The sequence below is a fragment of the Candidatus Thiopontia autotrophica genome (assembly GCF_982804495.1).
The window spans coordinates 1-25,628 of sequence record NZ_CEYDPX010000014.1; the positions used below are offsets into that span (position 1 = coordinate 1).

26 protein-coding genes, 1 tRNA gene and 1 pseudogene are annotated in these 25,628 nt (G+C 51.0%); 7 read left to right on the plus strand and 21 right to left on the minus strand.

From position 1 onward, the window contains the following. The 3 genes from AC3ZFK_RS05400 to AC3ZFK_RS05410 all read right to left on the minus strand — a co-directional run bounded on the left by AC3ZFK_RS05400 (window position 1) and on the right by AC3ZFK_RS05410 (window position 1,837). Window positions 1-77 (minus strand) — tRNA-Arg (locus AC3ZFK_RS05400). Between the two features lie 87 nt (window positions 78-164). After that, on the minus strand, window positions 165-587 hold the full coding sequence (locus AC3ZFK_RS05405; RefSeq protein WP_487506838.1) for a hypothetical protein: 423 nt from the start codon (window positions 585-587) through the stop codon (window positions 165-167). 470 nt (window positions 588-1,057) lie between these two features. Then, a complete protein-coding gene (locus AC3ZFK_RS05410) occupies window positions 1,058-1,837 on the minus strand; it encodes a tRNA threonylcarbamoyladenosine dehydratase (RefSeq protein ID WP_487506839.1) in 780 nt (259 codons plus the stop codon). 96 nt (window positions 1,838-1,933) lie between these two features. Here AC3ZFK_RS05410 and AC3ZFK_RS05415 point away from each other — a divergent pair, with 96 nt between their 5' ends. The 3 genes from AC3ZFK_RS05415 to AC3ZFK_RS05425 are packed head-to-tail and all read left to right on the plus strand — an operon-like array spanning window position 1,934 to window position 4,128. Next, entirely contained in the window at window positions 1,934-2,194 is a 261-nt protein-coding gene (locus AC3ZFK_RS05415) for a hypothetical protein (protein ID WP_487506840.1), read from the plus strand. Between the two features lie 4 nt (window positions 2,195-2,198). Beyond that, entirely contained in the window at window positions 2,199-3,575 is a 1,377-nt protein-coding gene (locus AC3ZFK_RS05420; protein ID WP_487506841.1) for a hypothetical protein, read from the plus strand. After that, window positions 3,565-4,128, plus strand: a complete 564-nt coding sequence (locus AC3ZFK_RS05425) for a hypothetical protein (RefSeq protein WP_487506842.1) — start codon at window positions 3,565-3,567, stop codon at window positions 4,126-4,128. Before AC3ZFK_RS05420 ends, AC3ZFK_RS05425 begins: the two co-directional genes overlap by 11 nt. Here the strand turns inward: AC3ZFK_RS05425 and AC3ZFK_RS05430 are convergent. Further along, window positions 4,098-4,526 (minus strand): hypothetical protein, encoded by a 429-nt coding sequence (locus AC3ZFK_RS05430; RefSeq protein WP_487506843.1) that lies wholly within the window; start codon window positions 4,524-4,526, stop codon window positions 4,098-4,100. The two genes, AC3ZFK_RS05425 and AC3ZFK_RS05430, sit on opposite strands and share 31 nt — an antisense overlap. Before the next feature lie 89 nt (window positions 4,527-4,615). Next, window positions 4,616-4,755: pseudogene (locus AC3ZFK_RS05435) on the minus strand (organoarsenical effux MFS transporter ArsJ); the annotation flags it as partial. Window positions 4,756-4,848: 93 nt separating this feature from the next. On the opposite strand from AC3ZFK_RS05435, the gene AC3ZFK_RS05440 reads away from it, so the two are divergent. Next, window positions 4,849-5,079: a TIGR02647 family protein gene (locus AC3ZFK_RS05440; protein WP_487506844.1), complete on the plus strand. Its 231-nt coding sequence runs from the start codon at window positions 4,849-4,851 to the stop codon at window positions 5,077-5,079. Here AC3ZFK_RS05440 and AC3ZFK_RS05445 read toward each other — a convergent pair. Genes AC3ZFK_RS05445 through AC3ZFK_RS05460 form a run of 4 tightly spaced genes read right to left on the minus strand, consistent with a single transcriptional unit; the run spans window position 5,076 to window position 8,429 of the window. Then, window positions 5,076-5,720, minus strand: coding sequence for a TIGR04282 family arsenosugar biosynthesis glycosyltransferase (locus AC3ZFK_RS05445; protein WP_487506845.1), 645 nt, complete (start codon window positions 5,718-5,720; stop codon window positions 5,076-5,078). The two genes, AC3ZFK_RS05440 and AC3ZFK_RS05445, sit on opposite strands and share 4 nt — an antisense overlap. Continuing rightward, entirely contained in the window at window positions 5,717-6,502 is a 786-nt protein-coding gene (locus AC3ZFK_RS05450; protein ID WP_489433745.1) for a TIGR04283 family arsenosugar biosynthesis glycosyltransferase, read from the minus strand. The genes AC3ZFK_RS05445 and AC3ZFK_RS05450 overlap by 4 nt, the downstream gene beginning before the upstream one ends. Further along, on the minus strand, window positions 6,402-7,370 hold the full coding sequence (arsS, locus tag AC3ZFK_RS05455) for an arsenosugar biosynthesis radical SAM (seleno)protein ArsS (protein WP_487506847.1): 969 nt from the start codon (window positions 7,368-7,370) through the stop codon (window positions 6,402-6,404). Before arsS ends, AC3ZFK_RS05450 begins: the two co-directional genes overlap by 101 nt. Window positions 7,371-7,376: 6 nt before the next feature. Then, window positions 7,377-8,429: a methyltransferase domain-containing protein gene (locus tag AC3ZFK_RS05460; protein WP_487506848.1), complete on the minus strand. Its 1,053-nt coding sequence runs from the start codon at window positions 8,427-8,429 to the stop codon at window positions 7,377-7,379. A gap of 192 nt (window positions 8,430-8,621) precedes the next feature. Between AC3ZFK_RS05460 and AC3ZFK_RS05465 the strand changes: the two genes are divergently transcribed. Further along, window positions 8,622-9,296 carry a TIGR00153 family protein gene (locus tag AC3ZFK_RS05465; protein ID WP_487506849.1) on the plus strand — a complete coding sequence of 225 codons (675 nt, stop codon included), beginning with the start codon at window positions 8,622-8,624 and terminating at the stop codon, window positions 9,294-9,296. Window positions 9,297-9,310: 14 nt separating this feature from the next. Then, window positions 9,311-10,570: an inorganic phosphate transporter gene (locus tag AC3ZFK_RS05470; protein ID WP_487506850.1), complete on the plus strand. Its 1,260-nt coding sequence runs from the start codon at window positions 9,311-9,313 to the stop codon at window positions 10,568-10,570. A 62-nt stretch (window positions 10,571-10,632) separates the two neighbouring features. On the opposite strand, the gene AC3ZFK_RS05475 is transcribed toward AC3ZFK_RS05470, so the two are convergent. The 6 genes from AC3ZFK_RS05475 to AC3ZFK_RS05500 are packed head-to-tail and all read right to left on the minus strand — an operon-like array spanning window position 10,633 to window position 17,088. After that, on the minus strand, window positions 10,633-10,866 hold the full coding sequence (locus AC3ZFK_RS05475; protein ID WP_487506851.1) for an RND transporter: 234 nt from the start codon (window positions 10,864-10,866) through the stop codon (window positions 10,633-10,635). Window positions 10,867-10,893: 27 nt separating this feature from the next. Next, a complete protein-coding gene (locus AC3ZFK_RS05480; protein ID WP_487506852.1) occupies window positions 10,894-11,625 on the minus strand; it encodes a multiheme c-type cytochrome in 732 nt (243 codons plus the stop codon). After that, complete coding sequence (locus AC3ZFK_RS05485; RefSeq protein WP_487506853.1) at window positions 11,625-13,274, minus strand: multiheme c-type cytochrome; 1,650 nt, start codon at window positions 13,272-13,274, stop codon at window positions 11,625-11,627. Before AC3ZFK_RS05485 ends, AC3ZFK_RS05480 begins: the two co-directional genes overlap by 1 nt. Next, entirely contained in the window at window positions 13,271-15,613 is a 2,343-nt protein-coding gene (locus AC3ZFK_RS05490) for an FAD-dependent oxidoreductase (RefSeq protein ID WP_487506854.1), read from the minus strand. Before AC3ZFK_RS05490 ends, AC3ZFK_RS05485 begins: the two co-directional genes overlap by 4 nt. Next, window positions 15,603-16,253: a TVP38/TMEM64 family protein gene (locus tag AC3ZFK_RS05495; RefSeq protein WP_487506855.1), complete on the minus strand. Its 651-nt coding sequence runs from the start codon at window positions 16,251-16,253 to the stop codon at window positions 15,603-15,605. The genes AC3ZFK_RS05490 and AC3ZFK_RS05495 overlap by 11 nt, the downstream gene beginning before the upstream one ends. Window positions 16,254-16,263: 10 nt before the next feature. Further along, window positions 16,264-17,088 carry a sterol desaturase family protein gene (locus tag AC3ZFK_RS05500; RefSeq protein ID WP_487506856.1) on the minus strand — a complete coding sequence of 275 codons (825 nt, stop codon included), beginning with the start codon at window positions 17,086-17,088 and terminating at the stop codon, window positions 16,264-16,266. 96 nt (window positions 17,089-17,184) lie between these two features. On the opposite strand from AC3ZFK_RS05500, the gene AC3ZFK_RS05505 reads away from it, so the two are divergent. After that, window positions 17,185-17,463 (plus strand): ArsR/SmtB family transcription factor, encoded by a 279-nt coding sequence (locus tag AC3ZFK_RS05505; protein ID WP_487506857.1) that lies wholly within the window; start codon window positions 17,185-17,187, stop codon window positions 17,461-17,463. Here the strand turns inward: AC3ZFK_RS05505 and AC3ZFK_RS05510 are convergent. From AC3ZFK_RS05510 to AC3ZFK_RS05535, 6 genes are all read right to left on the minus strand, one after another. Next, window positions 17,460-18,965: a DUF1302 family protein gene (locus tag AC3ZFK_RS05510; RefSeq protein WP_487506858.1), complete on the minus strand. Its 1,506-nt coding sequence runs from the start codon at window positions 18,963-18,965 to the stop codon at window positions 17,460-17,462. The genes AC3ZFK_RS05505 and AC3ZFK_RS05510 overlap by 4 nt on opposite strands. Then, window positions 18,965-19,678 carry an outer membrane lipoprotein-sorting protein gene (locus AC3ZFK_RS05515; protein WP_487506859.1) on the minus strand — a complete coding sequence of 238 codons (714 nt, stop codon included), beginning with the start codon at window positions 19,676-19,678 and terminating at the stop codon, window positions 18,965-18,967. Before AC3ZFK_RS05515 ends, AC3ZFK_RS05510 begins: the two co-directional genes overlap by 1 nt. A gap of 242 nt (window positions 19,679-19,920) precedes the next feature. Continuing rightward, window positions 19,921-22,371 carry an efflux RND transporter permease subunit gene (locus tag AC3ZFK_RS05520; protein WP_487541476.1) on the minus strand — a complete coding sequence of 817 codons (2,451 nt, stop codon included), beginning with the start codon at window positions 22,369-22,371 and terminating at the stop codon, window positions 19,921-19,923. An 82-nt stretch (window positions 22,372-22,453) separates the two neighbouring features. Further along, complete coding sequence (locus AC3ZFK_RS05525; RefSeq protein WP_487506861.1) at window positions 22,454-24,673, minus strand: heavy metal translocating P-type ATPase; 2,220 nt, start codon at window positions 24,671-24,673, stop codon at window positions 22,454-22,456. After that, the gene (locus AC3ZFK_RS05530) at window positions 24,670-25,173 is read right to left on the minus strand and encodes a TlpA family protein disulfide reductase (protein ID WP_487506862.1); all 504 of its coding nucleotides are present in this window, start codon (window positions 25,171-25,173) and stop codon (window positions 24,670-24,672) included. The genes AC3ZFK_RS05525 and AC3ZFK_RS05530 overlap by 4 nt, the downstream gene beginning before the upstream one ends. Next, window positions 25,174-25,617, minus strand: coding sequence for a c-type cytochrome (locus tag AC3ZFK_RS05535; protein ID WP_487506863.1), 444 nt, complete (start codon window positions 25,615-25,617; stop codon window positions 25,174-25,176). Window positions 25,618-25,628 lie beyond the last annotated feature (11 nt).

Here is a 25,628-nt window from a genome sequence, read left to right on the forward strand (position 1 = left end):
TGGCGCGCCCGGAAGGATTCGAACCTCCGACACCTTAGTTCGTAGCCAAGTACTCTATCCAGCTGAGCTACGGGCGCATGAGCGGCGTATTATATAGAGGGAATGAATCTAGTCAAGCGATTTGACCCGACCGCAATGACGGCCGGGGTTCTGTTGCGGCAAGGTTATTCAGTTACAGCTCTTGCCTCTTCACGTTTTTGGGCAGCCGCGGCGCGGCGCTCTTCAACTGCCTTCCGATGTGCTTCATAGCCGGCTGTTGGGTTGTAAGCTGGGGCAGATGCATAGTAGCCATACTGATAAGGATAGGAGTGGGTGTTCCATCCGGTATCACCGTAATAGTCACCTCTCCAGTCACCATCAATATCACTCTTCATATCTGTGTGAGCACGTCCGCTGGCATTGATGGTCATGCTGAATGAACCATCCATGTCGGTAGATCCGCGTCCGTGACCACGACCCCGACCGTCAGAATAACCGTAACCATCCGTGTTACCCCAACCACCCCAACTATCATTGTCTCCGCCAAACCAACCAGAAGCGCTGGAGGCAACCAGTGTCAGTACGATGACAGCGATTACTTTTCTCATAACTCTTCTCCTAACCTTGTTGACAAGAAACCACATCTAACGCAACTTGATAATATAAGGTAATACCAATATATCAAATTAGTTTTATTTGTAGCCGGTGGTTAGTGATAAGTTAAAGTAATCAGGGAGCATATTTAGGCTCCCGGCCAGAATGGCTTGTGGTGTTATCTCAGTGAGAGTGAGATATGGATCTCTCTTCTGCCCTGTCGATAAGAATATCCTTAATGGCAAGATAGATGCTACGACCCAACCATAGCAGTGAGATGACCCCTATGGAGCCTATGATGACTGCGTCTAAATTGTGTTGAATGATGCTCATAATATGTCTCGGTAGCTATTTCTATACAGGTAAATCCAGTACCAAAGATATTACAGAGCATCTGGTTGTGAATAAATACGTAAAAATACGTATTTTTATGTGGTTACAGAAACTCTTTTGTTTTAATTGTATACATTAGATACATAACATATCATGCTGATTTATTAAGTATAATGCTAATGGATTTATAACATGCAGCCTGTGCGACTGCTGAGGTCACAGCCACACTTGACCCATACCCAAAGGCACAGTCAAGAGATAAACCCGGAACACCAGGTTTGGAGTAAGAGACCTCCCCTTCCGCCGATGGATAGCGCTGCTGTTCAGTTGAGTAGACACATGGAATACCGAAACTACGGGTGGGGTTTCTTGAAAAGTTGTAGTTTCTACGTAGTTCTGACCTGACCTTTGCAGCCAGTGGATCGTTTGCAGTTTTGGCAAGATCACGTATGGTCACCTTTGTTGGATCAAGCAACCCACCCGCTCCACCGGTTGTCACGATTTTGATCTTGTTGCGTTTACAGTGGTAGATCATCCTGGCTTTTACATTAATTCCGTCAATGGCATCAATTACGCAGTCATATCCACGCTCCAGGATATCTCTCATGTTGTCGTGATCAAGATCCTTCTTAACCGCATCACACCAACACTGTGGATTTATCTCCATGATACGTTCACGCATCACCTCAACCTTTGGGCGATTCAGCGTACTTTCCAGAGTGTGAATCTGACGATTTGAGTTGCTTCTGGCAATTATATCGCCATCTACCAGGGTAATCTTGCCAACTGCAGAGCGCGCAAGGCTCTCGGCAACCCATGAACCGACCCCACCAATTCCAACCACACAAATATGAGAGGTAGTAAGCTTCTCTAGCCCGCGTTCACCGTATACCCGCGATAATGCACTAAACCGTTCTGAAAAATGTGACATACAACCATGTTTCTGATGATGATCTGAGAGGATACCTGATCTTTCTCTTAAGAGGTGGTTTGATGACGAGATCTCTCTGGTATAATTTCGCTCAATATGAGAATTAAATTCAACCGTAACGACAAGGGTGAGCTATCTGATGGCGACATCCTTCAGGACAAACACCCCATCAAGGTGCGGGTAACCGATCTGGATATATCCTTCCTCTCACTGGTGTGGCTAGTAATGAAATTCATGGTTGCATCCATAGTTGCCACAGCCATTATCATGGTGATTTTAGTGGTTATTGGAACCGGACTAGATCTGGATTTCCACTCGCTGCAATCATTCCAGTTGATTCAATCAACGGCACCATGATGTTGTGCTAACACAAAAGCAAAGACTCTACGCTTTTACTACCCTCCTGCTTCTGCTACTGACTGCCATCTTCCTTGGCAGTCTTGTGTTGTCTGCCGTCTCTATTGCCGGGTTAGTTACGGTCTATTTTTTCGCCCCTAAAAAAGAGGAGACAATAGAGTCGACCAAGCCACCGGACAGAGGGAATTTATCAGAAGAGATGATGGTAGATATCTCTGAAGATGTCGCGGAGGATGCCGATAAGGATGCCGATGAGGATGCCGATGAGGATACCGACGATGTTACTGACGATACAGTTGAGAACATTGCTGAGGAGTCCTCACTTACAGAAGATCCAGAAACCTTTGCTGCTGACGAAGTTGGACAAGAAGATGATGACCGGTGGCTCTCCACCAGAGAGCGGGCAGATGCTCTGTTTGAGATTTGCAATATCCATGACCGTTTCCGCCTGACCCCAACAGAGCTCCCCATATCTCTGCTGATTGGGCCAGTCGAGCCTGTTGATGTTGAACATTTAACTGGAGAGCAGCTTGGTGAGGCTATCTCATTCAAGGAGGATATGGATACACTCTCCTCTACTTTTGGGTTTGCCGATCCGCAGATGCTTTTTGACCACCTTCTATATGGGAGCATCAGCCAAGATCGAGACAGGCGTATTAAAGAGCTGCTCAACAGCATTACCCCAAGAGTCATCGAGAGCAAGTCCATTCAGAATAGAGAGACCAGAGAGATAGTCTACAGCTCAATTTTTGATGAACTGGTAGCAGCCGGAGAGTTTCTCCCGTCCGAACGGAATGATGTTGTTGAGAAGTGGCACCAGGAATTTGTGGATATTCCACCAGGAGACGAGACGGATGAAGACCCAGACAATGGTGATTCTGCTGAAAAGATTGATACCGCGCTGGATAGCATCGACAAGAGTATGGCAGGTGATCCTCCCTCCCATACCCCGCAAAAAATAGAGAAGAGGCCTCAAAAAAAGGCTGTTAATCCAAGAGTAAAAAAGATAGAGAAGGCTCAAAAACTTGCGAAACGGCACGGCATCACTCTGGAAAATCTGATTCATACAGAAGAGACAAGCGAAGAGGAGAGTGACAGACTGCTGGATCTGATTATCTCAGCACGAGGGGATATTGGTGAGGAGTACTCCGGATATACCAATGACAGTGCTGCAGACCTACTGATTGAATCACTGCTCCGAGTCCAGTTGCAAAACAGGACAGTTGACCTCTACAAGAGCTACCAGCATCTGTCTGATTACGAAACCATAGAGCAGAATGTGATGGACTCTCTGGTTCAGGAGTTTGGCTCCGTTGTTATTAACAACCACCGCTCCTCTATTGAACAGAACCTGGAGTGGGCAGCCAACGATGACGGTTAGAAAAAAAATGGTTACCGCATTGCTGGTTGGGTCCATTGGCGCAGTTGGTAGTGGCCTCTATTACATCACCTCTCTTCTTGGAGAGGTCGCTCAGCTAAAGGGTTATAAGCAGAGCGCAGAACGACTACTTAAAAAAAACAGAAAACTGGAATCAAAACTGGAAAAGAGTCGTGGAGATCTGGATAGAGAGAGAAGACGGTTAGCAACAACAGAAGAGCGACTTAATTCCACCAGAAAAGATCTCGACAAGGCACATCACAAGCTTGCGAAGATTGAGGCCGATAAACCGAAGGGAATCAGAAAGATTGCCAAGGGCGCATCAAAAATACCGATTGTAGGATCTATCGCTTCGGTAGGCTTGATTGCTGCAGATGCTGCTCAAGCAGCGGAGGAGTGCTACAAGGATCCAGAGCAGTGCAAAAAGGACGCCTCCGCATTCTATGAAGAGAGCAAGAAAAGCGCAGACAAGGGCGCCGAGAGCGCCAATGTCTGGATTTCAGAACAGGTGGAAGATGTTAAGAGCTACTTCTCTGAAGATGCAGGAGCCAGATAGCACTGGCCTGAGAAGGTTGTCTCTTTCTCTTTGTGACCACGAATCCTCAGATATGGTGATGGATCATAATGAACAGCACCCATAACTTTTCCGCTTGAGGCTTCAATAGAGCTGGTCTCAATCTTCAGCACATCACCATCCACAATTTTGCGATAACGATAATTTGAATGGGTAGGAGTGATCTCCCACTCTTCGATAATGCGGTCACTGTTGTAGTAGGTGAGCGCAGTCACGTTCTTGCTGCTCTGGTCTGGAACAGTGACAGTTACATTGTCAGTATGCGTAACCTCGCCAGTACCCTTGTTGATCTCATCCATACTGCAGATTAGATCGGTTGCCATAGCAGTTGTGCTAAAGGAGCCAATTGTTAAAATTAGTACACTAGCTGTTTTTCTCATTTTTGCTCTCCTGATAAAGTTCATCCTCAACACCTTGAGGATAGTCCACATCCTGCTGTTTTGTCCACATCTTATAAGCAAATAGAGCAGAGACACCCATCTATCCCCTGCTGCTGATAGATCCACCCAGAGAGCACAGTGCCCACCAATATCCCTCCCGCATTGGCCATGTAGTAGCAGCCAACATTCATGGCCCCTTGTCGTGATCAGAGAGTGCCAAAATCATAAAATCTAAACAGAGTCTATCTGTTATATTCCTGTAACCGCCATGAAAACGAGTATACTTTGAAGGTCTATCAATAATGACAAGGAGATAACAGGGATGAGTTATACGCAGGAGCTGGTCGACGAACTTAATCTTCTAATGCAATTTGACCTGCACTCTACACAAGAGGGAATAAAGATCCACAATAGTGCCGGGGTAGGCATGGTTAAAGCGGCAGAGCGACTTCACAAAAAAGGGATAACCTCACAGAAGGATGGCGGCTACCTGACGGACTTTGGTATTGAGTGTGCCGAGAGAGCACAGACACTACATGACATGCTCTCCTAGGAGCACAACCCACAAGGGTTACTAACTCCCCACTGGGGTGGTAGCAGCGCAAGATCCTCTTCGATATCGATATCGGACAGTGGAGAGAGCTCAGCCCACTCCAGCCCAGACCTGTCGAGAACCATGCGGGTCGCCTCCATCACCTGGTCACTGCCCCACTCTATCCCCCTGAACAGGGTTGGCAGGTGGTCCAGAAAAGCTCGCCTGAGCGCAATCAACACATAACCACCATCCAGCGCAGGAATCACCACCGCCTCTGAGCCCTGCAGTGCGGCATGGACCGCCTGAAACTGCTTGGCATCCAGCTGCGGGCAATCTGTACCCACCAGGATAGCCATCTCACTCTCTTTCAGCGTCTGCTCAAATCCATGCAACATCCGCTCACCAATATCCGCCCCCTGTTGTCTGCATATCCCCAGGCCATGGTCCTGCTGCAGCTGCTGAAAGAGTGGGTGATATGAATCTGGGGCGCAATAGAGGGTAACCGGCCCCACCCCAGATAGCCGCGCCTCTTCGACTACATGGTTGATCATACGCTGCTGTAGTGTGGCTGCCCCCTGCTCACCCAGTGCCGGAATCAGACGGGTTTTTGCGTATCCTGGAACAGGAGCCTTGGCGAAGATAAGCAGTGGAGAGCTCATCGATACATTCTGGCTAGTCGCTGTGGTGAGACTCCCGCCCAGTAGCCAAAACGGAGACCCCACATCAGTAGGATCGTTTTTATCACCCCTCTCTCCTCCCAGCGTCGGCTGGAGGTCACCACCCTCTGCCGAATGCAGAGTGGGCGTCCCCTCTTTCTCAGCTCTCTGCTGATGGCAACATCCTCCATTAACGGAATCTCCGGAAACCCTCCAAGCTCCAGAAACAGGGAGCGCGAAAGAAATATCCCCTGATCCCCGGTAGCGATCCCGCTCCAGCATGAGCGCAGATTCATCATCATCTCCACTAATCTCAGTAGCATCCTATCTCCGCTCAGGCGCACATTAAAGCGCCCCCATAACTGTTTTTGGAGTGCCTGCAGTATGGTCTGATCACTCTCCTCCGGTACCTGCGTGTCTGCATGAAGAAACCAGAGCACCTCCGCTCTGGCCAGTTCCGCCCCCCTGTTCATCTGCAGTGCGCGCCCGACAGAATCCGATTTAACCCAGCGGTCGATATAGGGCAGTGAGAGCTCTCTGGTCTGGTCACTGCTGCCACCATCCACGACAATAATCTCAACTCCCCGCTCCCGCATCGGTTGCAGTGGCCTGAGTGTTTTCTCAATTACTGTAGCCTCATTCACTACCGGAATGATGATTGAGATTGAAGGTAAGCCCAATATCCTACCCTTGGCTAAGCGCCCCGCCACAACTGGATCCCTGACCAGCAGTACAGCCGTAGCAGTGCCCCGCAACCCGTATGGAGAGCTCTGAGAGATCATCATCCAGCAGATCCTCAATATGCATAACCTGCTCATCCCCGCTGCGCAGTGGAAGTTTCAGCATCTGGTTGAAGTCACAATCATAGATCACCCCCTGCCAGTCAACACTGACGAGTGAACGGCACATCACTGTAGATAGATTCTCATCTCGATGTGCGCTCTGCAGCAGCTCCATATAACCATCAAACTCTCCCTTAGAGAGGAGTCGGCTGCCAAAACGGTGGATAGGCAGATTGGTGATAGTTAGCAGCTGGTTGAAGATAATCCCATAATTATCATGCAGATGTTTTTTGTAATCCGGCTCCAGCGCACCCTGTGAAGGTGGAAGGTGTGCCCCCTGCGGGTTGTATACAAGATTCAGGATCTTGCCACCGGCATCGTCACCATACCCCAGTCTATTCAACCGCTGGAGCCCCCTGATATTTAGATTGAATGTACCCTTGCCTCTCTGTGCATCTACGTTTTCCTCTAGATAACAAGGCATTGAGGCAACTATCTCAACTTGATTGTCTGATAAAAACTGAGCCAGTTCATGCTGCTCAGGCTCCTCCAGTATAGTGAGATTACAGCGATCAATCACCCGTATGCCGAGACTGGTTGCCGCCATAACCAGCTTACGGAACCAGGGATTCATCTCAGGGGCACCGCCTGTGAGGTCAAGAACCTTAACCCCCCCACTCTCCAGCACCTGAATTACCCTGTCGACTGTATCCCCATCCATCATCTCGGTACGGTTGGGACCGGCATTGACATGGCAGTGGGTACAGCTAAGGTTACAGCGGTAACCCAGGTTAACTTGCAGGGTCTCTAGTGGACTGCGCTGAATTGGAGGGAAGGGGATCTCCTTCAGATGGGGATAACTATCGAGCATAATCTATCAGCAACAGCTTCCCTCGGAAGCATGCTCTCCACTACCATCTTCATCAAACGGCATAGCGGTACCACAACCATTGAAGATTCCGTAGTGGGTATCCCCGCTGCCAAAAAATTCGAAGTGGTCGGCAAAGCGGCTATCACGCAGCATTCTCCAACTGTTGCCGCAGACTGGCTCCACCTTGCCCGTCTCGAAACGGTGCCCCTTATCGAGCTCAAACAGATCTGGATGGTTCTCTACCGTCCCCTTGTAGATAACAGCCTGACCGTAATCCTCACAGCTCCCCTCCAGCTCCGGAATCTTGAAGAGTCGGTAGGTTGCGGAGTAGAAACGGTGTGTCCCCAGCATCTCCTCAATCTTCGGATTGTCGATAGTTAGTGGGCGATCCTCCACCAGACGCGGATCTGCAAAGCCATTGTTTTTGGCCAGGGTCAGAAAATCATTCCAGTAAAGGGCCCCACTGAGACACTCCCCATATAGCAGAGGATCCTTTACCAGCTCCTCCGGCACCCTGCGCTCCGAATAGACATCAGAAAAGTAGAGCTCACCACCTGGCTTCAGCACCCGCCACGCCTCACGCAACACGGCATCCTTGTCAGGGGAGAGGTTAATGACACAGTTGGAGACAATAATATCGAAGCTCTCATCCTCAAGCTCGAGCTCATCCAGTCTCTCGATATACCCTTTGCGGAACTCCACGTTTGGAGTGGAGTAACAGTAGCGGTCGGCATGCCACTGAATATGGCGCTTAGCCACATCCAGTTGCTCATCAGTCATGTCGACACCCACCACATATCCATCCTCACCGGTAAGGCGCGCCAACAGGTAACAGTCTCGCCCCGAGCCACTACCGAGATCAAGAATCCTGGCCCCCTCCAGCTGTTGTGGTGCCACCAGACCACAGCCGTAATACTTGGCTGATACCTCATCGTGAATATCAGCCATTGCCGCTTTTAGCCATGGTGGCATCGATGCATCTGTACAACAGGCATCAGTCTGTAGATCACTGCTGGTAACCAGAATCTGACCGTAATATTTCTTTACCTCATCATGCATAAAAACGTGCCCTTAAATTACGTAACAACCATTTCAGAATAGCCGTTAATCATAAAAGATGCGAGCGATCAATACCCCAGAAAAAATGATAAAAATGGTTTTACATGCATAAATCTCATCAATTAAAATGCAATCTCTACTAAACAAAGAAACGACTTAACGATAGAAAATATACCCAAGGAGGGTAACTAAATGGGAAACTATTTTTCCGGAATATTTGCACGATCACCGATCAATCCACTACAGACTCACATGGCCAAGGTTCAGGCCTGTATCTCGGAGCTAGAGGCGCTGTTTGAGGCGGCCATAGAGAGAGATTTTGATAGCGTTGCCGCCACACAAAAGAGAATCTCCGACCTCGAACATGAAGCTGATGACATGAAAAAAGAGCTCCGTATCCACCTCCCCAAAGGGATGTTTATGCCGGTCTCCAGAGGCGATGTACTGAATGTACTGGCGATGCAGGACCGTATTGCCAACCGCTCCAAGGATATTGCAGGAATTATCACCGGACGCAAGATGGAGATCCCCGAAGCTATGGGCCCACTTTTCATTAAGTTCATAAGCCGTAGTGTTGATGCCTCGGCACAGGCACAGGTCGCAATCAATGAGCTTGACGAACTGGTAGAGACCGGCTTCCGTGGCGGTGAGGTCAGACTGGTGGAGAAGATGCTGACTGAGCTGGATGCCATCGAATCAGACACCGACACAATCGAACGTGAGATTCGCGCGATTCTATTTGGCATTGAGAATGAGCTACCGCCTGTGGAGGTTATGTTCCTCTACCAGCTGATTAACTGGACCGGTGACCTTGGTGACCTTGCTCAGCGAGTCGGTAGTCGTCTGCAACTAATGCTTGCTCGATAAGGGAGAATGTAATAATGGATTATTCATCAACTTATCTGATTCTGGTTGCCATCTTTGGTCTCTTTATGGCCTGGGGAATTGGTGCCAATGATGTAGCCAATGCAATAGGAACCTCTGTTGGATCTCGTGCGCTTACACTTAAACAGGCAGTTGTAGTTGCTGCCATCTTTGAGTTCCTGGGTGCCTACCTTGCAGGTGGTGAGGTAACCAAAACCATCCGTAAGGGGATCATCGACTCCAATATGCTGCAGAGCATGCCAAATGGGGCAGAGATTCTGATATTCGGGATGCTGGCAGCGCTATTGGCAGCCGCTATCTGGCTACTGGTTGCCTCATACTTTGGCTGGCCGGTCTCTACTACTCACTCCATTGTAGGTGCCATCGTCGGTTTTGCCGCTGTAGGAATCGGTGTAGATGCGGTTCAGTGGAGCAAGGTTGGATCTATTATTATGAGCTGGTTTGGCGCCCCCATGCTGGCCGCATTGCTATCCTTCACCATATTCCGCTCGGTACAAAAACTGATACTCGATACCGACAAACCTTTTGAGAATGCCAAACGCTTTGTCCCCATGTATATCTTTCTGACTGGATTTGTCATCTCACTGGTGACCATCGTCAAGGGGCTTAAACATGTAGGACTACACTTCACCACTGGCACCAGTTTTCAGCTCGCAGTGCTGGCTGGGGTTGTGATCATGGCTATAGGTATCTTCTTTATTCGCAGAATTGAGGTTGATGAGGAGGCTGACAAGGATTTCCACTTTGCCAACGTGGAGAAGGTCTTTGCTGTTCTGATGGTTGTTACTGCATCAGCAATGGCATTTGCTCATGGCTCCAACGATGTGGCCAATGCAGTTGGGCCTATTGCTGCAGTGGTTGGCGTGGTTCAGAGTGGAACCATTGAAACCAAATCAATTATGCCAAGCTGGGTGCTGCTACTTGGTGGTATTGGTATTGTGATTGGACTGCTTACCTATGGTGCCAGGGTTATGGCCACTATAGGACAGAAAATTACGGAACTAACCCCCAGTCGCGGGTTTGCTGCCGAGCTTGCCGCAGCCTCTACCGTTGTTATTGCGTCTGGTACTGGCCTCCCGGTATCGACCACCCAGACCCTGGTTGGCGCTGTTCTTGGTGTTGGCTTTGCCCGAGGTATTGCTGCACTGGATATGGGCACCATTCGCACCATCTTTATGTCCTGGGTAGTTACACTCCCAGCCGGGGCGCTCCTCTCTATCCTCTTCTTCTTCTTCCTGAAGGGGGTCTTTCTGTAATTGTTAACGTTACTGGATCACAAAAAACCGCTCCTGGCTTGTGCCGAGAGCGGTTTTTTTATTCATACCTTTCCACTCCAGATCCGCACCAAACGGATCAGCAACAGGGTAATCGGGGTGCCGTGAAGGAGGAGGTCAAAGATATCCAGCGGTTTCACAAGCACTCCGTCCGCCAGCATCTTTAGTTTTTCTACCAGATGTGGTTCAGGGTGAGGAGGGAAAATTGCAGGCATAACCGCCAGCATCAATGCAATCAACACTAGATGACCTAGTGGTATCTTATCAATCCATTTCATTTTTTATTCGATATATCAATTAGTTATTTATCTATATTCCAGTATTTTAGAGCGTATGCGGATGAAGTCACCATCTAGTGCCGGCTGCCCGTGCCACCACTGAAAATCTGGGGAGTGGTGAACAACTCCAAGGCGGAGATTGTGCCTGTGTCTCTTCACCGAATCTAGTAACTCTTTCTGCTCCTGTTGAGGGAGATCTCCCCCCTTCCACTTGAGAAGCCATTTCGCCTCCAGCACCTTCATCTCACCCACCTCCTCCATCGCCTCTCCACTGGAGGCCAGGGTCTTCAGGTAACGGGTAGAGTGGCACTTGCCACATATCTTGGGATCACCATCAGCCTTGGGTTCCATAGCATGGTCTCCATCCGATAGATGGCAGTAGGCGCATCCCGGGGTACGGACTGAGACCGTGGCAAGCGGTTTGGTGAGATCCCAGCTGGACTCCTCCAGGGTGAGGATAACGCCATGTTTGGAGGTCTCGTAACTTCTCTGCTCTACACCAGTGTGACACTGGGTACAGCTCTGGTTAGCTCTGGAGCGAGCCAGGGAATCGCTATGGCTACTCCCATGACAGTCGCTACACCCTACACTGCCCGAGCCATGTCTGCCCTGACGATGAGTATTCACTATCTTTGCGGAGACCTTATGGTGGCACTCGACGCACTCCTGTTCGCCATATACCTTGTCCAGCAGGAACTCCTCCGACACGGCCTGGGTGGAAGTCCATACCATCCACAGAGCAAACCAGAGATATCGCATCAGTTATTCTCCCTGTTGTAATCGGTATACCTGCCTTCAAGCCAGAGACCATCATCTTGCGGATGTGCAGCACTCTCCTCGCTGGCAGACGAGCGTAACTGTTCCGCCCTCTTCTCGATACCATTCAGATCACGCTCCATGGCCTTGTGTGCCTCCTCCACACCCGCCGGATCGCCATGAGCAGCGGCCTTGTATCCATGCAGATTATCGAAGTACCACATCTCAAAATAGTCACGTTCGATGCCCGAGACATTGTAGAAGGCGGAGGCCTGCCCCTCAAAAAAACCTATATGTGCCCGTGGCCAGAGCTGGTCCATCTTGTCGAGCGGGTATGGCGGACGCTCACCCGGAGCAGGGGTAATCTTGTCATCGGAACGGAGATCTTTCAGCACCCCTTCCGCCCTGTAGAGCATATTCCACGCCTCCTTGCGCTCCTCATCCATCTCTCTCAGCCACTGCCGCGACTCCTCCTCTTGGTGGCAATCCATGCATAGATTGACCCAGCGCTCTCGCAGAACCTTGTTGCCAGAGGTATTGGGATTAATTTCACGGATACCGAATTTCCAGATCGATTTATGGGCAACCGAATGAATACCCTCTTCCATATGGCAGTAAGCACAGGTTGGAGCCTTGTAGTTTCCTTTTTTGAGTGGCTGATTCCAGTCCCAGTCACCACCCTCCTCTCTGTAGATCTTGCCATGGGCAGAGGCAAAGTAGGTCTTGTCATCTGGATGAGGGGGGCCTGAGTGGCAGGTAATGCAGGACTCGCTGCGCCGCGCCTCTGCCGCACTGAAACGGTGACGGGTGTGACAGGAGTCACACTTGGTGGCGACTGAGTGACACTGCAGACAGGAGAGTACCTCCGGTTTTGGCTTGTCTACAAAGTGTTTGGCATCAACTGCTCGCTCCATGGCCAGGGCGTGGCTGGGGAATCCATATTTTTTCTCATCCTCAACCTGGGTCAGCTGCGTGGTGTGACAGCCACCACAGGTTGTTGGGTTGGGGAGATGGAGGTTGCCATGATCATCCCCATGACATGCTGGACACCTCACAACCTCCTCCCCATTGGTGGGAGCAGAGTGTCTACTCTCTCTCCAGTCACGCACAATTCCCGGGGTTATGCTCTGATGACACTGGATGCACTGATCCCCACTGAAAACGGCTTTGATCTTGCTGTTTGCATTATAGAAGTTTTCCGGATCCCAATACTGCTGCATTGGATCGGGCTCCCACTCATTTGAGTAGAGGCCAATCCCGGTTCCACTACGGCTGCTCTCCAGCATGGTAAACCCGGAGGGGATGGCAATGGCCACCATGACCACGGCAACGATCACATAACGTGGCACCCCCCTCCAGCGCAGCAACCCGATCAGAATCAGTGCCGCAACAAAGGAGATGGCAAACCACGCCCAAGGACCATCAACACCACCTGATTGGGCACCTACTCGAACTGCCTCCTCTACTCCCCCCATCAGCACCAGATGGTCATCAGTATGGTGGGCCAGCAGAGCCGTTGGGGAAATGAGCAGTGGCAATGATCCAAGTAGGTAGCTACCATTTACCAGTCGTGTCGCAACTCTTGGCACTCTCTCAATTACAGGTCGCTCAAGCACACTTCTGTGCCGCTCGTCTGTGGTGCAACTACTCATAACCGCTCCATAATCTCTGCAGCCGCCCTACGCCCATCTGCAATGGCTGTCACCACCAGATCGGGGCCACGACTGAGGTCTCCGCCCGTAAACACCTTGCTGTTCTCTCTCTGCAGGGTCTCCAGCCATGGGGCCTTCTCCTTGACCTGACCAAAGGCAAGAATAATGATGTCACACTCCAGCAGCTCCTCAAGTCCGGCAATACCGACACCGGGGTCACCACAAAGACCATCATCCCTGGTGGAGAGGCTCATCAGTTTTACCCCACTGACCCTGCCATCCTCCCCAACAATCTCGGTCTGCGTCTTGAGGTAGAGAAAGTTCACCCCCTCCTGACTGGCCGCCAAAGCCTCCTTGGGGGCGGCACGAATCTCCCCCTCTGCCTTGCGACAGACTACCGTTACCTCAGCTGCCCGCTGACGCACGGCGCTACGAGCACAATCCATAGCAGTGTCGCCCCCGCCAAGAACCACAACTCGCCGCCCCTCTATCTGCCGGTTATTGGGATTGTCGGAATTCGGATTGGCATGGCGCAGGTAACTCAGAGAATCAAATACCCCCTCCAGATCATCTCCAGAAATCGGTACCGAGCGTGGTTTCTGTGCCCCGGTTCCGAGGAAGAGAGCATCTGCACTCTCTGCCTGAGCCCTGATCTGCTCAGTCGAACAGTGCTCCCCAAGATGGAAGACAACCCCCATCTGCTCCAGCATCTTGCGGCGATGAGTCAGGATTGACTTCTCCAGCTTGAATGAGGGGACACCGCTCAACAGCAGCCCGCCAATCTCCGACTCCTGATCATAGATCGATACTCCACAACCAGACGCTGCCAACTGCTCCGCACAGGCCAGGCCAGCCGGACCAGCACCTACAACCGCAACACTCTTGTTACCGAATTTAGTGATCCGGCTTACAGATGGCTTGATGGATATGGGGCTCTCCAGCGCCATATCAGATACTGCCCTCTCCAGTGCACCAATGGCCACCGCCCCTTCGGGCTCTGTTGCTAGGGTACATCCTCCCTCACAGAGGCGATGCTGCGGACAGAGACGGCCACAGATCTCCGGAAATGGATTGGTCTGGTGAATCACTGCCGCCGCCTCCTGAATCCTGCCGGCGGCAGCTAATCCAAGCCACTCGGGAATTTTGTTGGAGAGTGGACAGCCGTTCCGACACCCCGGAACACCACAATTTAGACAGCGCCCCGCCTGCTCCATAACCCATGAGATCTTCTCCTCTGCCTCTTGAGTCGCACCAATCTCATCCCAGTTACCAATACGCTCTGCTGCCGGCAGCAACTCTGGAAGTCTGCGTGGCAGAGGTGGCTGCGCCGTACGCTTGAGCAGATAATCTGCATCCTGTCTCAGACCGCTACGCAGCAGATTTCTCACATCCCTGAACTCCAGTGCATTGGTTGGGCAGGAGACCACACAGCGGCCACACCCCATGCAGTCCTCCAGATCGGTGACCCTCCCCTCCGCCTTGCCCTCCTCCCAGACCCGGATACCCATGTCACAGACCTGCTCACAACGCCGGCAGTCATTGCACTGCTCCTGCTCCATCTCTATGCCGTAGAAACCGGCATGGTTAAGTAGTCCGAAGGTTGCGCCGTAGGGGCAGAGGTAACGGCAGTAGAATCGATTACCCACTGCAGGCATTAGAAAGAAGGTTCCAAAATAGGTAAGTCCAACCATTGCATAGAACATGCCGACAAAGGTTACGGTCCAGGCAGATGGTGGAAACAGGGTGGCAACCAGTACTCCCATGTAGATTACAAAGAAGAACCACTTGCTGTGACGCAAGCGATGCGCCCACTTGCCACGAATAGTGCGGTCTCTAAAGGCATAGCCAACAGTCTCACGGACACCTACGCAGGGGCAGCCCCAGCCACAGACCACACGACGACCAAAGAGAAATACCAACCCCAAAACCAGGAAGAAGGTTATGGTCCCGGGCACGTGGATACTGGGAAAGATGGGCTGACTCCAGAGATAACCTACATAGGGTTCGAATCTGGGAATTAGCCACGGGATCAACCACCAGAAAATGGTGACCACAGCCACCAGCACGATCAGCCGTTTTCTAGTGTAGCTATTCTTCTCGGCCCAGATGCGCCACACCCCAAAACCGAGAATGATGGCGTATTCAGTATAGCGATTTAACCAGATTGGGCTCTCAAACCAGTAAAACCATGATTCATTTAGCCACCCCATCAAGGCCAGGGTGAAGGCCGCCATTGAGAGCCATTGAAAAAACCTGGGGTAACGGCCAGGCAGGGAGTCCTGTTCAGATACAGGACGTTCTACTGGCTGGTATATGATGGGAAATCTGTTACTTTCCATCACCACTATCCTGTCGCATACGTGTCACCACGCGCGGAATGAATGCAACCAGCGCAATCAATGCCAGTGCAATAACCCCATTCTGGATCATCGATTCACTCCCCTTCAGCGCCTCTCCTCCAGCATACCCCAGATAGGTGTAGGCAAAACATGCAGGAAGCATAAAGATCCAGCTGGCAACCACGTAGTGGAGAAACGGGATTTTGGTCAACCCCAATACATAGTTGAGCAGATTGAATGGGAAAAGCGGAACCAGCCTGGTGAAGGCGACAAAACGCCATCCCTCCTCTTCCACTCCTTCGAGGATTTTTTTCATCTTGCCTGCCGCCTTCTGCTCCACCCAGTCGGAGGCGACATAACGGGATACCAGAAAAGCAAGGGTGGCACCGATAGTGGCACCGGTAAGGTTGATCAGTGCACCAAAGATGGGGCCAAAGAGTGCGCCGCCAGCCAGAGTCAAGACTGTGCCCGGCACAAAGAGAACGGTGGCAACCGCATAGAGTACTATAAAAAATATTGGTGCCCAGAGCCCTGCCTGTTCAATCCAGAGTTCAATCTGCTGCTGGTTGATATCGCCACGCCACTGCCATGCCATGATCAGTAGTGCGACAAGAGCAATTATTAGCAGAATTTTTTTCATCTGTTATCCATTACTTTTTTAATGATTCATAAAAAGGCTGGACAAGCATCCGATCCAGCCGGTTATCACCAAAGTGGCGAAACTGCGGTAGCCCAATCTCCATCCCCTGATGCCCCTCTTCCGGTTGGGCAATGTAGGTTCCCAGCAGACGATCCCACCACGGAAGATTAAAACCGAAATTGCTATCCGTCTCTCTACGAATCACAGAGTGGTGAACCCGGTGCATATCGGGGGTAACCACAATCCAGCGCAACCAGCTATCAATGGATAGCGGCAACCTAACATTGCCATGGTTAAACATTGCGGTGGCGTTCAGCAGCACCTCAAACAGAATAACCGCTACCACAGGTGCTCCAATTAGCAGGATCACCCCAAACTTGATAACCATCGAGAGGATAATCTCGATTGGATGAAACCGTGCCCCGGTGGTGACATCGTAATCGAGATCGGCATGGTGCATACGATGCAACCTCCATAGTAGTGGAACTGCATGAAACAGCCTATGCTGTAGGTATATTGCAAAATCCAGCACCAGAAGCGCCATCACAATCTTGGTAACCACACCCAGATCAACCTGATTCATGAGCCCCCAACCCTCATCGGAGACGACCATTGCAAACCCTGCAGCGGCAACAGGAAAGAGCAGGCGCACCAACACGGTATTGATTGCTACTATCCCCAGATTGCTGCCCCATCGCACCCCACGCCCCATAGAGAGCCTGCGCCGAGGTGCAGCTAGCTCCCATAGAGCCATAACTGCAAAAATCCCAAGGAAGGCGGAGAGTCTTATAACGCTCTCATTCGCCTGCACCTGAAGAGAAAATATCTCAACCATCCCAGCCTCCTTGACAGTTTAAGTGAAGTAATGGAGTATTCATATAAATGTGCTCACATATGAGCAGTAACGCATACGATGATTTAACCACAGATTATGGAACAGGTCAAAAAGCTCTCATCACTTTTCAAGGTACTATCCGAACCCAATCGGTTGCGTATTCTCACCTCATTGGGGCTTGAGTGCAGGCCGGTATCGGCCGTGATTGCAGATACCGGATTGAGCCAGACCAACGTCTCCTTTCACCTCAGAAAGCTGAGAGAGATGAATCTGGTGCGTGGTGAAAAGAATGGAAGCTTCGTCTTCTACTGTATATCTGACCATGAACTGCTTGATCTGCTGAACCGTTTTCGGGACTGGAGCACAAAGGATTAGAAATCACGCCTGATCTCAATAAATAGGCGGTCATTGTCGCCCCAGTTGGGCGGATACTTTGCTGCGTCATACCAAATACCCCCACCAGTAGCCGACCAATTATCATCCAGATCATACGCGGCCGAGAGTCGTAGATAACCACCATCATCCAGGGAGCTGCCATTACGTAACAGCACTCCTTTAAGATGGAGGGTCTCATTGTACATTTCACGACTGTAGGCAAATACACTCTGCCAGCTATTCTCATCCACATAGTCGGTACCATCGACCAGAGAGCTCTCATAACTGTTGATATGTCGTCTCAACACCTCAAAGGAGAGCGTGGTGTCGGTGATACCGCGATACTCTCCACCCAATAAAATATCCAGTCGTGACTTCTCGGCTGCACCTGTATTGAAGTAGCGTAGTCCATCTATCACTGCCACCTCCCCCTTCCAGAGCCAGCTTCCCTCGGCAATATTAACCGCACCACCTAAATGATTTATCCGAGCATTTCTCATGACCGCTGATAAGCCGGTACCATCCTTATAAGCAGTACCATAGTTGAATCTTCCTCCATATAAGGAGAGGTCCCAGCCGCTGAAACGGCCCATGGCTGAGAGAGCATACTCTGCATCATCCAGCCCATCTCCTGGAGTGTCTGAAGGAACGGCATCACTGTCACATTTTGACTGTGTCGCCACCCCAGCCAGTGAATACTCACTACCGCATGGTGCCGACAGATTAGAACGGTTCTCTGGAATCAGTAATGCACTCCAGCGCCATAGGCCACTATAATAGTCACTCTTGACCATACCCACGGGACGACGCAGAGTCTCGATATCAACCAACCCAGGCTCACGCAGATCAATTGGATTGATAATATCGTTGACCCGTAGATAGTCGGATTGTCCCCATACCACAATCTGCCGCCCCACCTTGAGATCCAGGTCAGGGGTCAGCGACCCACGGATCCAGAGCTCACCAATCTCCTCGTCACTCTCATAGGTATCGAGCACCCCGCTGGTGTACTGGTCGCGTCCATTGATCTCGTAGGCAAAGTCGTAGCGCAGGAAGCCATCACCATGAAATTTCCAGCCATCACCAATCTCACTCTCTGCCTCAAGCCATAGCTTGGTGGATAGCCTGGTCAGGCGGTCACTGGTTGGGCTCTCACCAGCTATATTCCAGGAGCTACCGGCAATCCAGTGACCACGAATCCCCATCCCCTGCTCCTCATCCGTCCCGAACAGCCACGGTCTGGTAACAACTTCCATCTCCTCCTCTAAATCGACCACCTCCTCTCTGCTATCACTCTCAAAGCCATCCAAAACATCATCGATAGAGAGATCAACTCCCGGGTAAGGCTCATCATCAAACCCTTCGAGAGCCCCTTCAACTGCAAGCTCCCCCTCTTCGCTGACATCAAATCCAGCCAGAGCATCTTCCAGAGAGAGCTCATCCTCAGCTGCAGTGACTGTTGCTGAAATTAGCAGTAACGCCAGAACAAGACATCTGGACATTAGTCAGCGCCCTTCTCCAGACGTCGCACACTGAATATGCCTTGATCAAGGTCTTGATCATATTTAACACTGGAGTAACTAATGACCGTCTTATGCTGGGTTCTCTTCCCCTGCTTGGTGGTCATAGTTGTCTCCGTCGGGGTCCAAATACCGTCAATCTGCTCCAGCTTCTTTACATCAAGATAACGAAGTTTTCCCTTCTTCTCCAGCCAGCGTACTGCACGCACCACCACATGGTTATCCTTGCGCACAAAGACGACTGATTGCCTGTATCCAGTCTCCTTAATAATCTCTTTGGATTTTGGAACAGATTTAATCTGCCATACGGGATGACCCTTCACCTCGGTCTCTTTCATCAGGTTAAAGGTATAGTCATCAAGATCCGGATCGGTCATATCCGAGTAGTTGAAGTCCGACCCCATAAAGCTGCCGCTCTTGTCATCATTGGCGATGCGCTTGGTCTTGCGTAGTGCCGGCAGATAGAGCCACTGATCATCATCCTTGCCCGGCTCATCGTAGTCATAGGTGAGGAATCCACTGTTTTTTACATCAGAGGGGGAGAGAAAAAAGAGCAGGCTGTAGCTATCCTCACCACGGTCCTGTGACCACTTCTTCAGCTTGCGAACTCGCTCCTTTCCTCTCTTGTCGATTAGGCGCATCTCCATCTGCATCACTGCATTGTCCCCATCATCACGATCGTTGACAGCCTCCATAATCTCTCGTGCCGTAGGGGTAGCAAACGCTGCTCCAGCAACCACGGCAAGTAGAAGCAGAGTTCCGAGTCTAGTACCCCGCCCAGTAAATCCCCCATAATTATAACGGCCTAAATCGCCGATAACTGCGTTGGGAAAACTTGAAATATACGCATATTCCTGCGTTTTTCCGCCTTGTTCTCGACAATTTATGCTCGCCCTAATTACAGGGCATTTACTGGGCGGGGTACTAGCTATATTTTTCATGGTGTTACCCCTTGCTGTGGATTATTGCTCTTGCCGAATATCAGCGTCATCAGTGCGGGAGCAAGCAGTATGTCAGCCGCTAGCGCCAGGATAATTGCCAGACCGGTAAGTCCACCAAAATTGAATAGATTACTCATCTCGGAACGCATAAAGATAAAGAAGCCCAGACTAAGTACAATCGTTGTCACCACCATTGCACGCCCCGAGGTGTGGAGGGTGTGGGTTATAGCCTCTACAGTATCACCACTCTTGCGGTAGTAACGCTGGAAATTGTGCATAAAGTGAACCGTGTCATCCACCGCCAACCCCAGTGCAATACTTCCAATCAGCATGGTAAATGCATCCAACGGAAGCCCGGTCAACCCCATAACCCCAAGCACAATGGTGATCGGCAACAGGTTAGGGATCATGCTGATTAGCCCAAGTCGAAAATGACCAACCAGCAAAATCATCATCAAGGTGATCACAATCGCTGCGATTGAGTAACTCTTCACCATGCTGGTCATCATTGCATCGAGGGTACGCGCAAAGATCATCATCAGACCAGTTACACTGCTTTTCACACCCTCCCCAAAAGCCTCGTCCACGCGTTGCTGCACCTCATCCACAAGCTCCGTATAGGCACCAGCATCACGCCATGGAAGCCTTAGAGTGAGTCTGGCAGTTCGCAACTCGCTATCAACCATCTTCTCCAGATCATCAGATCCACTATTCTCAAACAGCAGCAGCTCCTGTGCCAACAGCCCCCGTTCTGTTGGAACCTTGTAGTGACTACTTCGATTTTCATTAAGAGCCTGGTTTGTCTCTCGCAGGATATCAACCACCGATATACGTTTACCGCTCCTCAGCTGACTATCTCCCTCGCCCAGGGTATCAAGGCCATCCTGCAGCCCTGCCAGACTGGCCATTAGCTCTGGATCGTAGAGACCCTCTTGCTCCCCACTATCGACCAATATCTCAACCGAGATAGTTCCACCCATATCACGGTCAATATGTTCTGTTGCCTGGCGAATCGGTTGACTCTCCGGGAACCACTTCAGCACATCATGTTTGAACTCCAGCTGGGTAATTCCGGCGATTGCAACAACAAACAGCAGGGCAGCGGCCAACACCACCTTTGCTGAGTGGTTCGTGGCAACTGCAACAGCGTTGTTTAGCAGATGATCCATCCGGCTATTGGTTGTGTTTCCCTCCTCATCGCCCTCACCGTCCTTGATTGACACAGCACGTTGTCGAACTGGAAGAATAGCCAGTAGTAGCGGGAGCATGATAAGTGAGTAGATCATGGCAAAGAGCACACCAATACCACCAAATATTCCCAGCTCAGCCACTGCACCCAGCTCGGCAGTAGAGAAAGAGAAGAGCCCCGCAGCAGTTGTCAGGCTGGTCATCACCACCGCTAGCCCGGAGTGACTCAGAGCAAACTTAATCGCCTCACTCTTATCACCATTACGATCATAATGGCGAAAGAAGATGGAGAGAATATGGACAGAGTCACCAATACCGACTGCAAGAATAAAGGATGGCAGAATCTGGGTTGTAAGCTTGAGTGGCACCCCGGTTGCAGCCATCATGGCAATGGTTGCCGCAAGAGAGAGGATAACCACAACCAGTGGAACCACTACCCCACTCAGGCGACGAAATAGCAGAAAGAGAAAAATAAAGATGATCGCAACCATGGTGAGGGTGAACTGACGCATATCACTCTGCATCGACTTCTTGAGGATCTCCATCACTACAGGTGATCCGGCCACCTCCATAGGGAAATCCTCTCCCCGGTACTGCTCCACCAGTTTCATTACCGCCTGGACAACAGCACTGTTCTCCTCATCAGTAAGGAAGGTACGTTCAGCAGACTCGGCAATCACATCTGCCTCATCGAATCCTGCACTCAATTCATCTGTCACCTCCTCCTCAGAGAAAGCCTGGGTCTCAATCACAATGGTAGTTACAGTTCCATCCTCAGAGATCAACAGGTTTCTGTAGAAGGGGTGGGCCATGGCCGCCTCACGAAGCTGCTCCATCCCCTCCGGGGTATCGGGAAACGCCTCCATCAGATCCTCTACCAGCAGCTCATCTTCCTTGCCGATGGTGTAGCGCACATTGACCAGACTGGTTACTTCATCGAGATGAGGAACCTGCTCCTCGAGATCGTTGTGAAACTGCTTCAGTTTCTGTAGAAATGAGGGGGCAAAGAGATCGGTAGGACGCAGTGAGATAAGCACCACCTCCTCACGGCCAAACTGCTCACGAAAGCGGTTGTAATCGAGCAGAACGGGGTCATCAGCACGGAGAAAACCCTCATTTGAGGTATCGATGGTGATCTTTGGCAGATTGGATAGCAGCAGTGCCGTCAATACCAACATGGCAACCAGGGTCACCCACTTCCAGCGTATCAGTTTGCCGGCAAATGATACGAAGCCACGTTCAACAGCTGCTCTATTCATCATGATGTTCCCAAGGATTTATTGTTATTTTGGATGATCATAACAGTGAATTGTTTCCGCTGTATTTCTGAAGTTATGGTGTCTACAGTAATTCTGTTTTTCTGAGACGCAACGCATTAGTCACCACCGTTACCGAGCTCATACTCATGGCAGCAGCTGCAACTACCGGGCTCAGCATCACCCCGAAAAGCGGAAACAGCACCCCGGCGGCAACCGGAATACCCAGAGTGTTGTAGACAAAGGCACCAAACAGATTCTGTTTTATGTTGCGCATCGTGGCTCTGGAGAGGGCGATCGACTCAACCACTCCCTGCAGAGCCCCTTGCATCAGGGCAATATCTGCTGCCTCAATCGCAATATCGGTTCCGGTTCCAATGGCAATGCCCACATCTGCTTGAGCCAGTGCGGGGGCATCATTAATGCCATCCCCCACCATCGCTACCCGCTCTCCCTGCTGCTGCAGAAGTTTGATCTGATCAATCTTTGCAGATGGAAGAAGCTCTGCAGCAACCTCATCAACCCCAAGCCCCAGCTGACTGGCAACTGCCTCTGCGGTAGAGCGGTGGTCACCAGTAAGCATCATTATCCTAATCCCCATCTGACGCAGTTGATCAAGTGACTCCTTCGCACCCTCCTTGATCGGGTCTGCAATTGCCAACATTCCGGCAATCTCTCCATCATGTGCCAGATAGATTGGGGTCATCCCCGCTCTGCCCCACTCCAGGCTCTTCTCTATCCACTTATGTAGATTGACACCGTGCTCCTCCATCATTACACGGTTCCCCAGTAACAGCTTCCTGCCATCGACCTCCCCGCTGACCCCCTGCCCGGTCTCACTGTGAAAACTGGTTGCACTCTCCGATGAGATGCCACGCTCCTTTGCGGCATCCAGTATTGCCGTGGCCAGTGGATGTTCCGACCCCATCTCCAGTGAGGCCGCCATCTCCAGCAGCTCATCCTCACTCCTATTAATTGCAGGCAACATGGATACAAGACGCGGATTACCCTCGGTAATGGTGCCGGTCTTGTCCAGTACAACCGTCGTCACCTCACCAGATTGCTGCAGGGCCTCCCCATTACGAATCAGGATACCCATCCCCGCAGCACGCCCAACCCCAACCATAATGGAGATTGGAGTGGCCAGACCCAGGGCGCATGGACATGCGATAACCAACACCGTCATTGCTGCAACCATTGCATAACTGAGCTGTGGCTCCGGCCCAAACCAGAACCAGACAATAAAGCTAAGTGCTGCAACCACCACTACAATAGGTACAAACACAGCTGCAATACGATCCACCAGACGGCCAATCTCAGGCTTGCTGGCCTGTGCCTTGCGTACCATATCGATAATCTGCGCCAGTACGGTCTCTCTGCCAATATGGGTTGTGCGCATCAGGAATGTGCCGGATCCATTTATGGTGCCACCAACCACCTCACTCTCGGCCTCTTTGCCAACCGGCATCGGCTCCCCTGTCAACATCGACTCATCAACATGAGAGGAGCCCTCAAGCACCACCCCATCCAGAGGAATCTTCTCACCGGGCCGTACCCGCAGGGTCTCATCCAGCCCCACCTGTTCCAGAGGGAGATCAATCTCCTCCCCATTACGAATTACCCGTGCAGTTTTTGGCTGCAGACCAATCAGCTGTCGAATGGCAGCCGAGGTCTTGCCCCGGGCACGGGTCTCCAGTGCCGACCCGAGCGACACCAGGGCAATAATTATGACTGCCGCCTCGAAATAGGCGTGTCTGGCAAGTGATGGCACTACATTGGGATAGATCACGATAACAGTTGAGTAGAGCCAGGCGGTACCTGTCCCCATCGCAACCAGGGTATCCATGTTTCCACGACGGTTCTTGAGGGTGACCCAGGCCCCACTGAAGAAGTGACCCCCCACAACTATTAACACCAACAGGGTGATCAGGCTAATACCAAGCCAGACAACCTTCCCCTCTTCAACTGATGGCAGGAATCCTCCCATCCCCAAAATAAAAAGAATCAACCCGATAGCACCTGCAGAGATTGCCCGCCACCAGAGCCGTCTATACTCCTGTAGCTCGCGGTTCTCCTTCTCCTCCTCATCTGCCAGACTGACCAGCTCTGCCGCATTGAAGCCGGCCCCCTTGATCGCCGCAATCAGCTCCTCAACCTCAACCTCTCCCTCAATAATTGCACTGCGTTCACCAAGGTTGACGGAGGCCGCCTTGACCCCCTCAACCTGCTGCAGTGCATCCTCGACTGCAGAGACACAGCCTGCACAGACCATTCCGGAGATGGAGAGACGTGTTTCGGTACTCATTTCAGCAGCGGCCTAACAAACCACTCAAAGTGGCGTTCGGAGAATGAGCCATTCTGGCTCATGGAGACAGTGCCATCCTGGTCTACCACAAACAGATACGGGATCACCCCGGTTTCATTCCCCCAGCGTTTCATCAGTGTTGGATGCTGTTCAGGGTCGGCAACCAGTACTGGATAGGTGATCTCCAGTGAGCGGGCATAATTTTTTACCTTCTTACCCTCATCAAATCCAATCCCGATAATCTGCAACCCCTGGGGGCCATACTCCTCCTGCAACTTGATAAGATGTGGAACCTCATAACGGCATGGTGCACACCAGGTGGCGAAAAAGTTTACCATCAGCACCTTTCCTCTCCATTCGCTCAGATTTCTCTCATTGTCGGCATTATCCAGCAGCACAAATGGTGGGAGCTCACTCCAGACATTCTTGCCATCAATCTTCTCTGCCGCTACCGACAGAGAGACTATTGATAACAGCAGTACAGCCCACAATCTTTTCATCTACCCATTTCTCTCTTTCCATATCCCGTAAACCTTGTCTGACCAGTGCGTCTGTATCCATGCCAGAATAGAATCAATCTCTTCTGCAGACAACACATCCTTAAATGGCGGCATCTGTCCCCCCAAAGGAACCCCTCCATCCCTTACAGTTTTTTGCAACAAACTCAATGGATGATGCCATGCATGTGCACTACCATCGAGCGGTGGTGGTGGATAATTCCCATTCTCGTCAGTCTCTCTCCAGTTTGGTATGGATGCAGCTTCTGGCCCATGACAACTGGCACAATGAGTTTGAAATAACGGGCCACCCTCTGCAACCTGCCTCTCTGTGTACCAACGACCACTGGCACCTGCACCCTTATCCTCAGATAAAAATGGTTGAGCCACAATAAACCCCAAAACGAGAACCAGCACAGAGAGTGCCAACAATACTTTTCTATTCATTTTCAGTTATT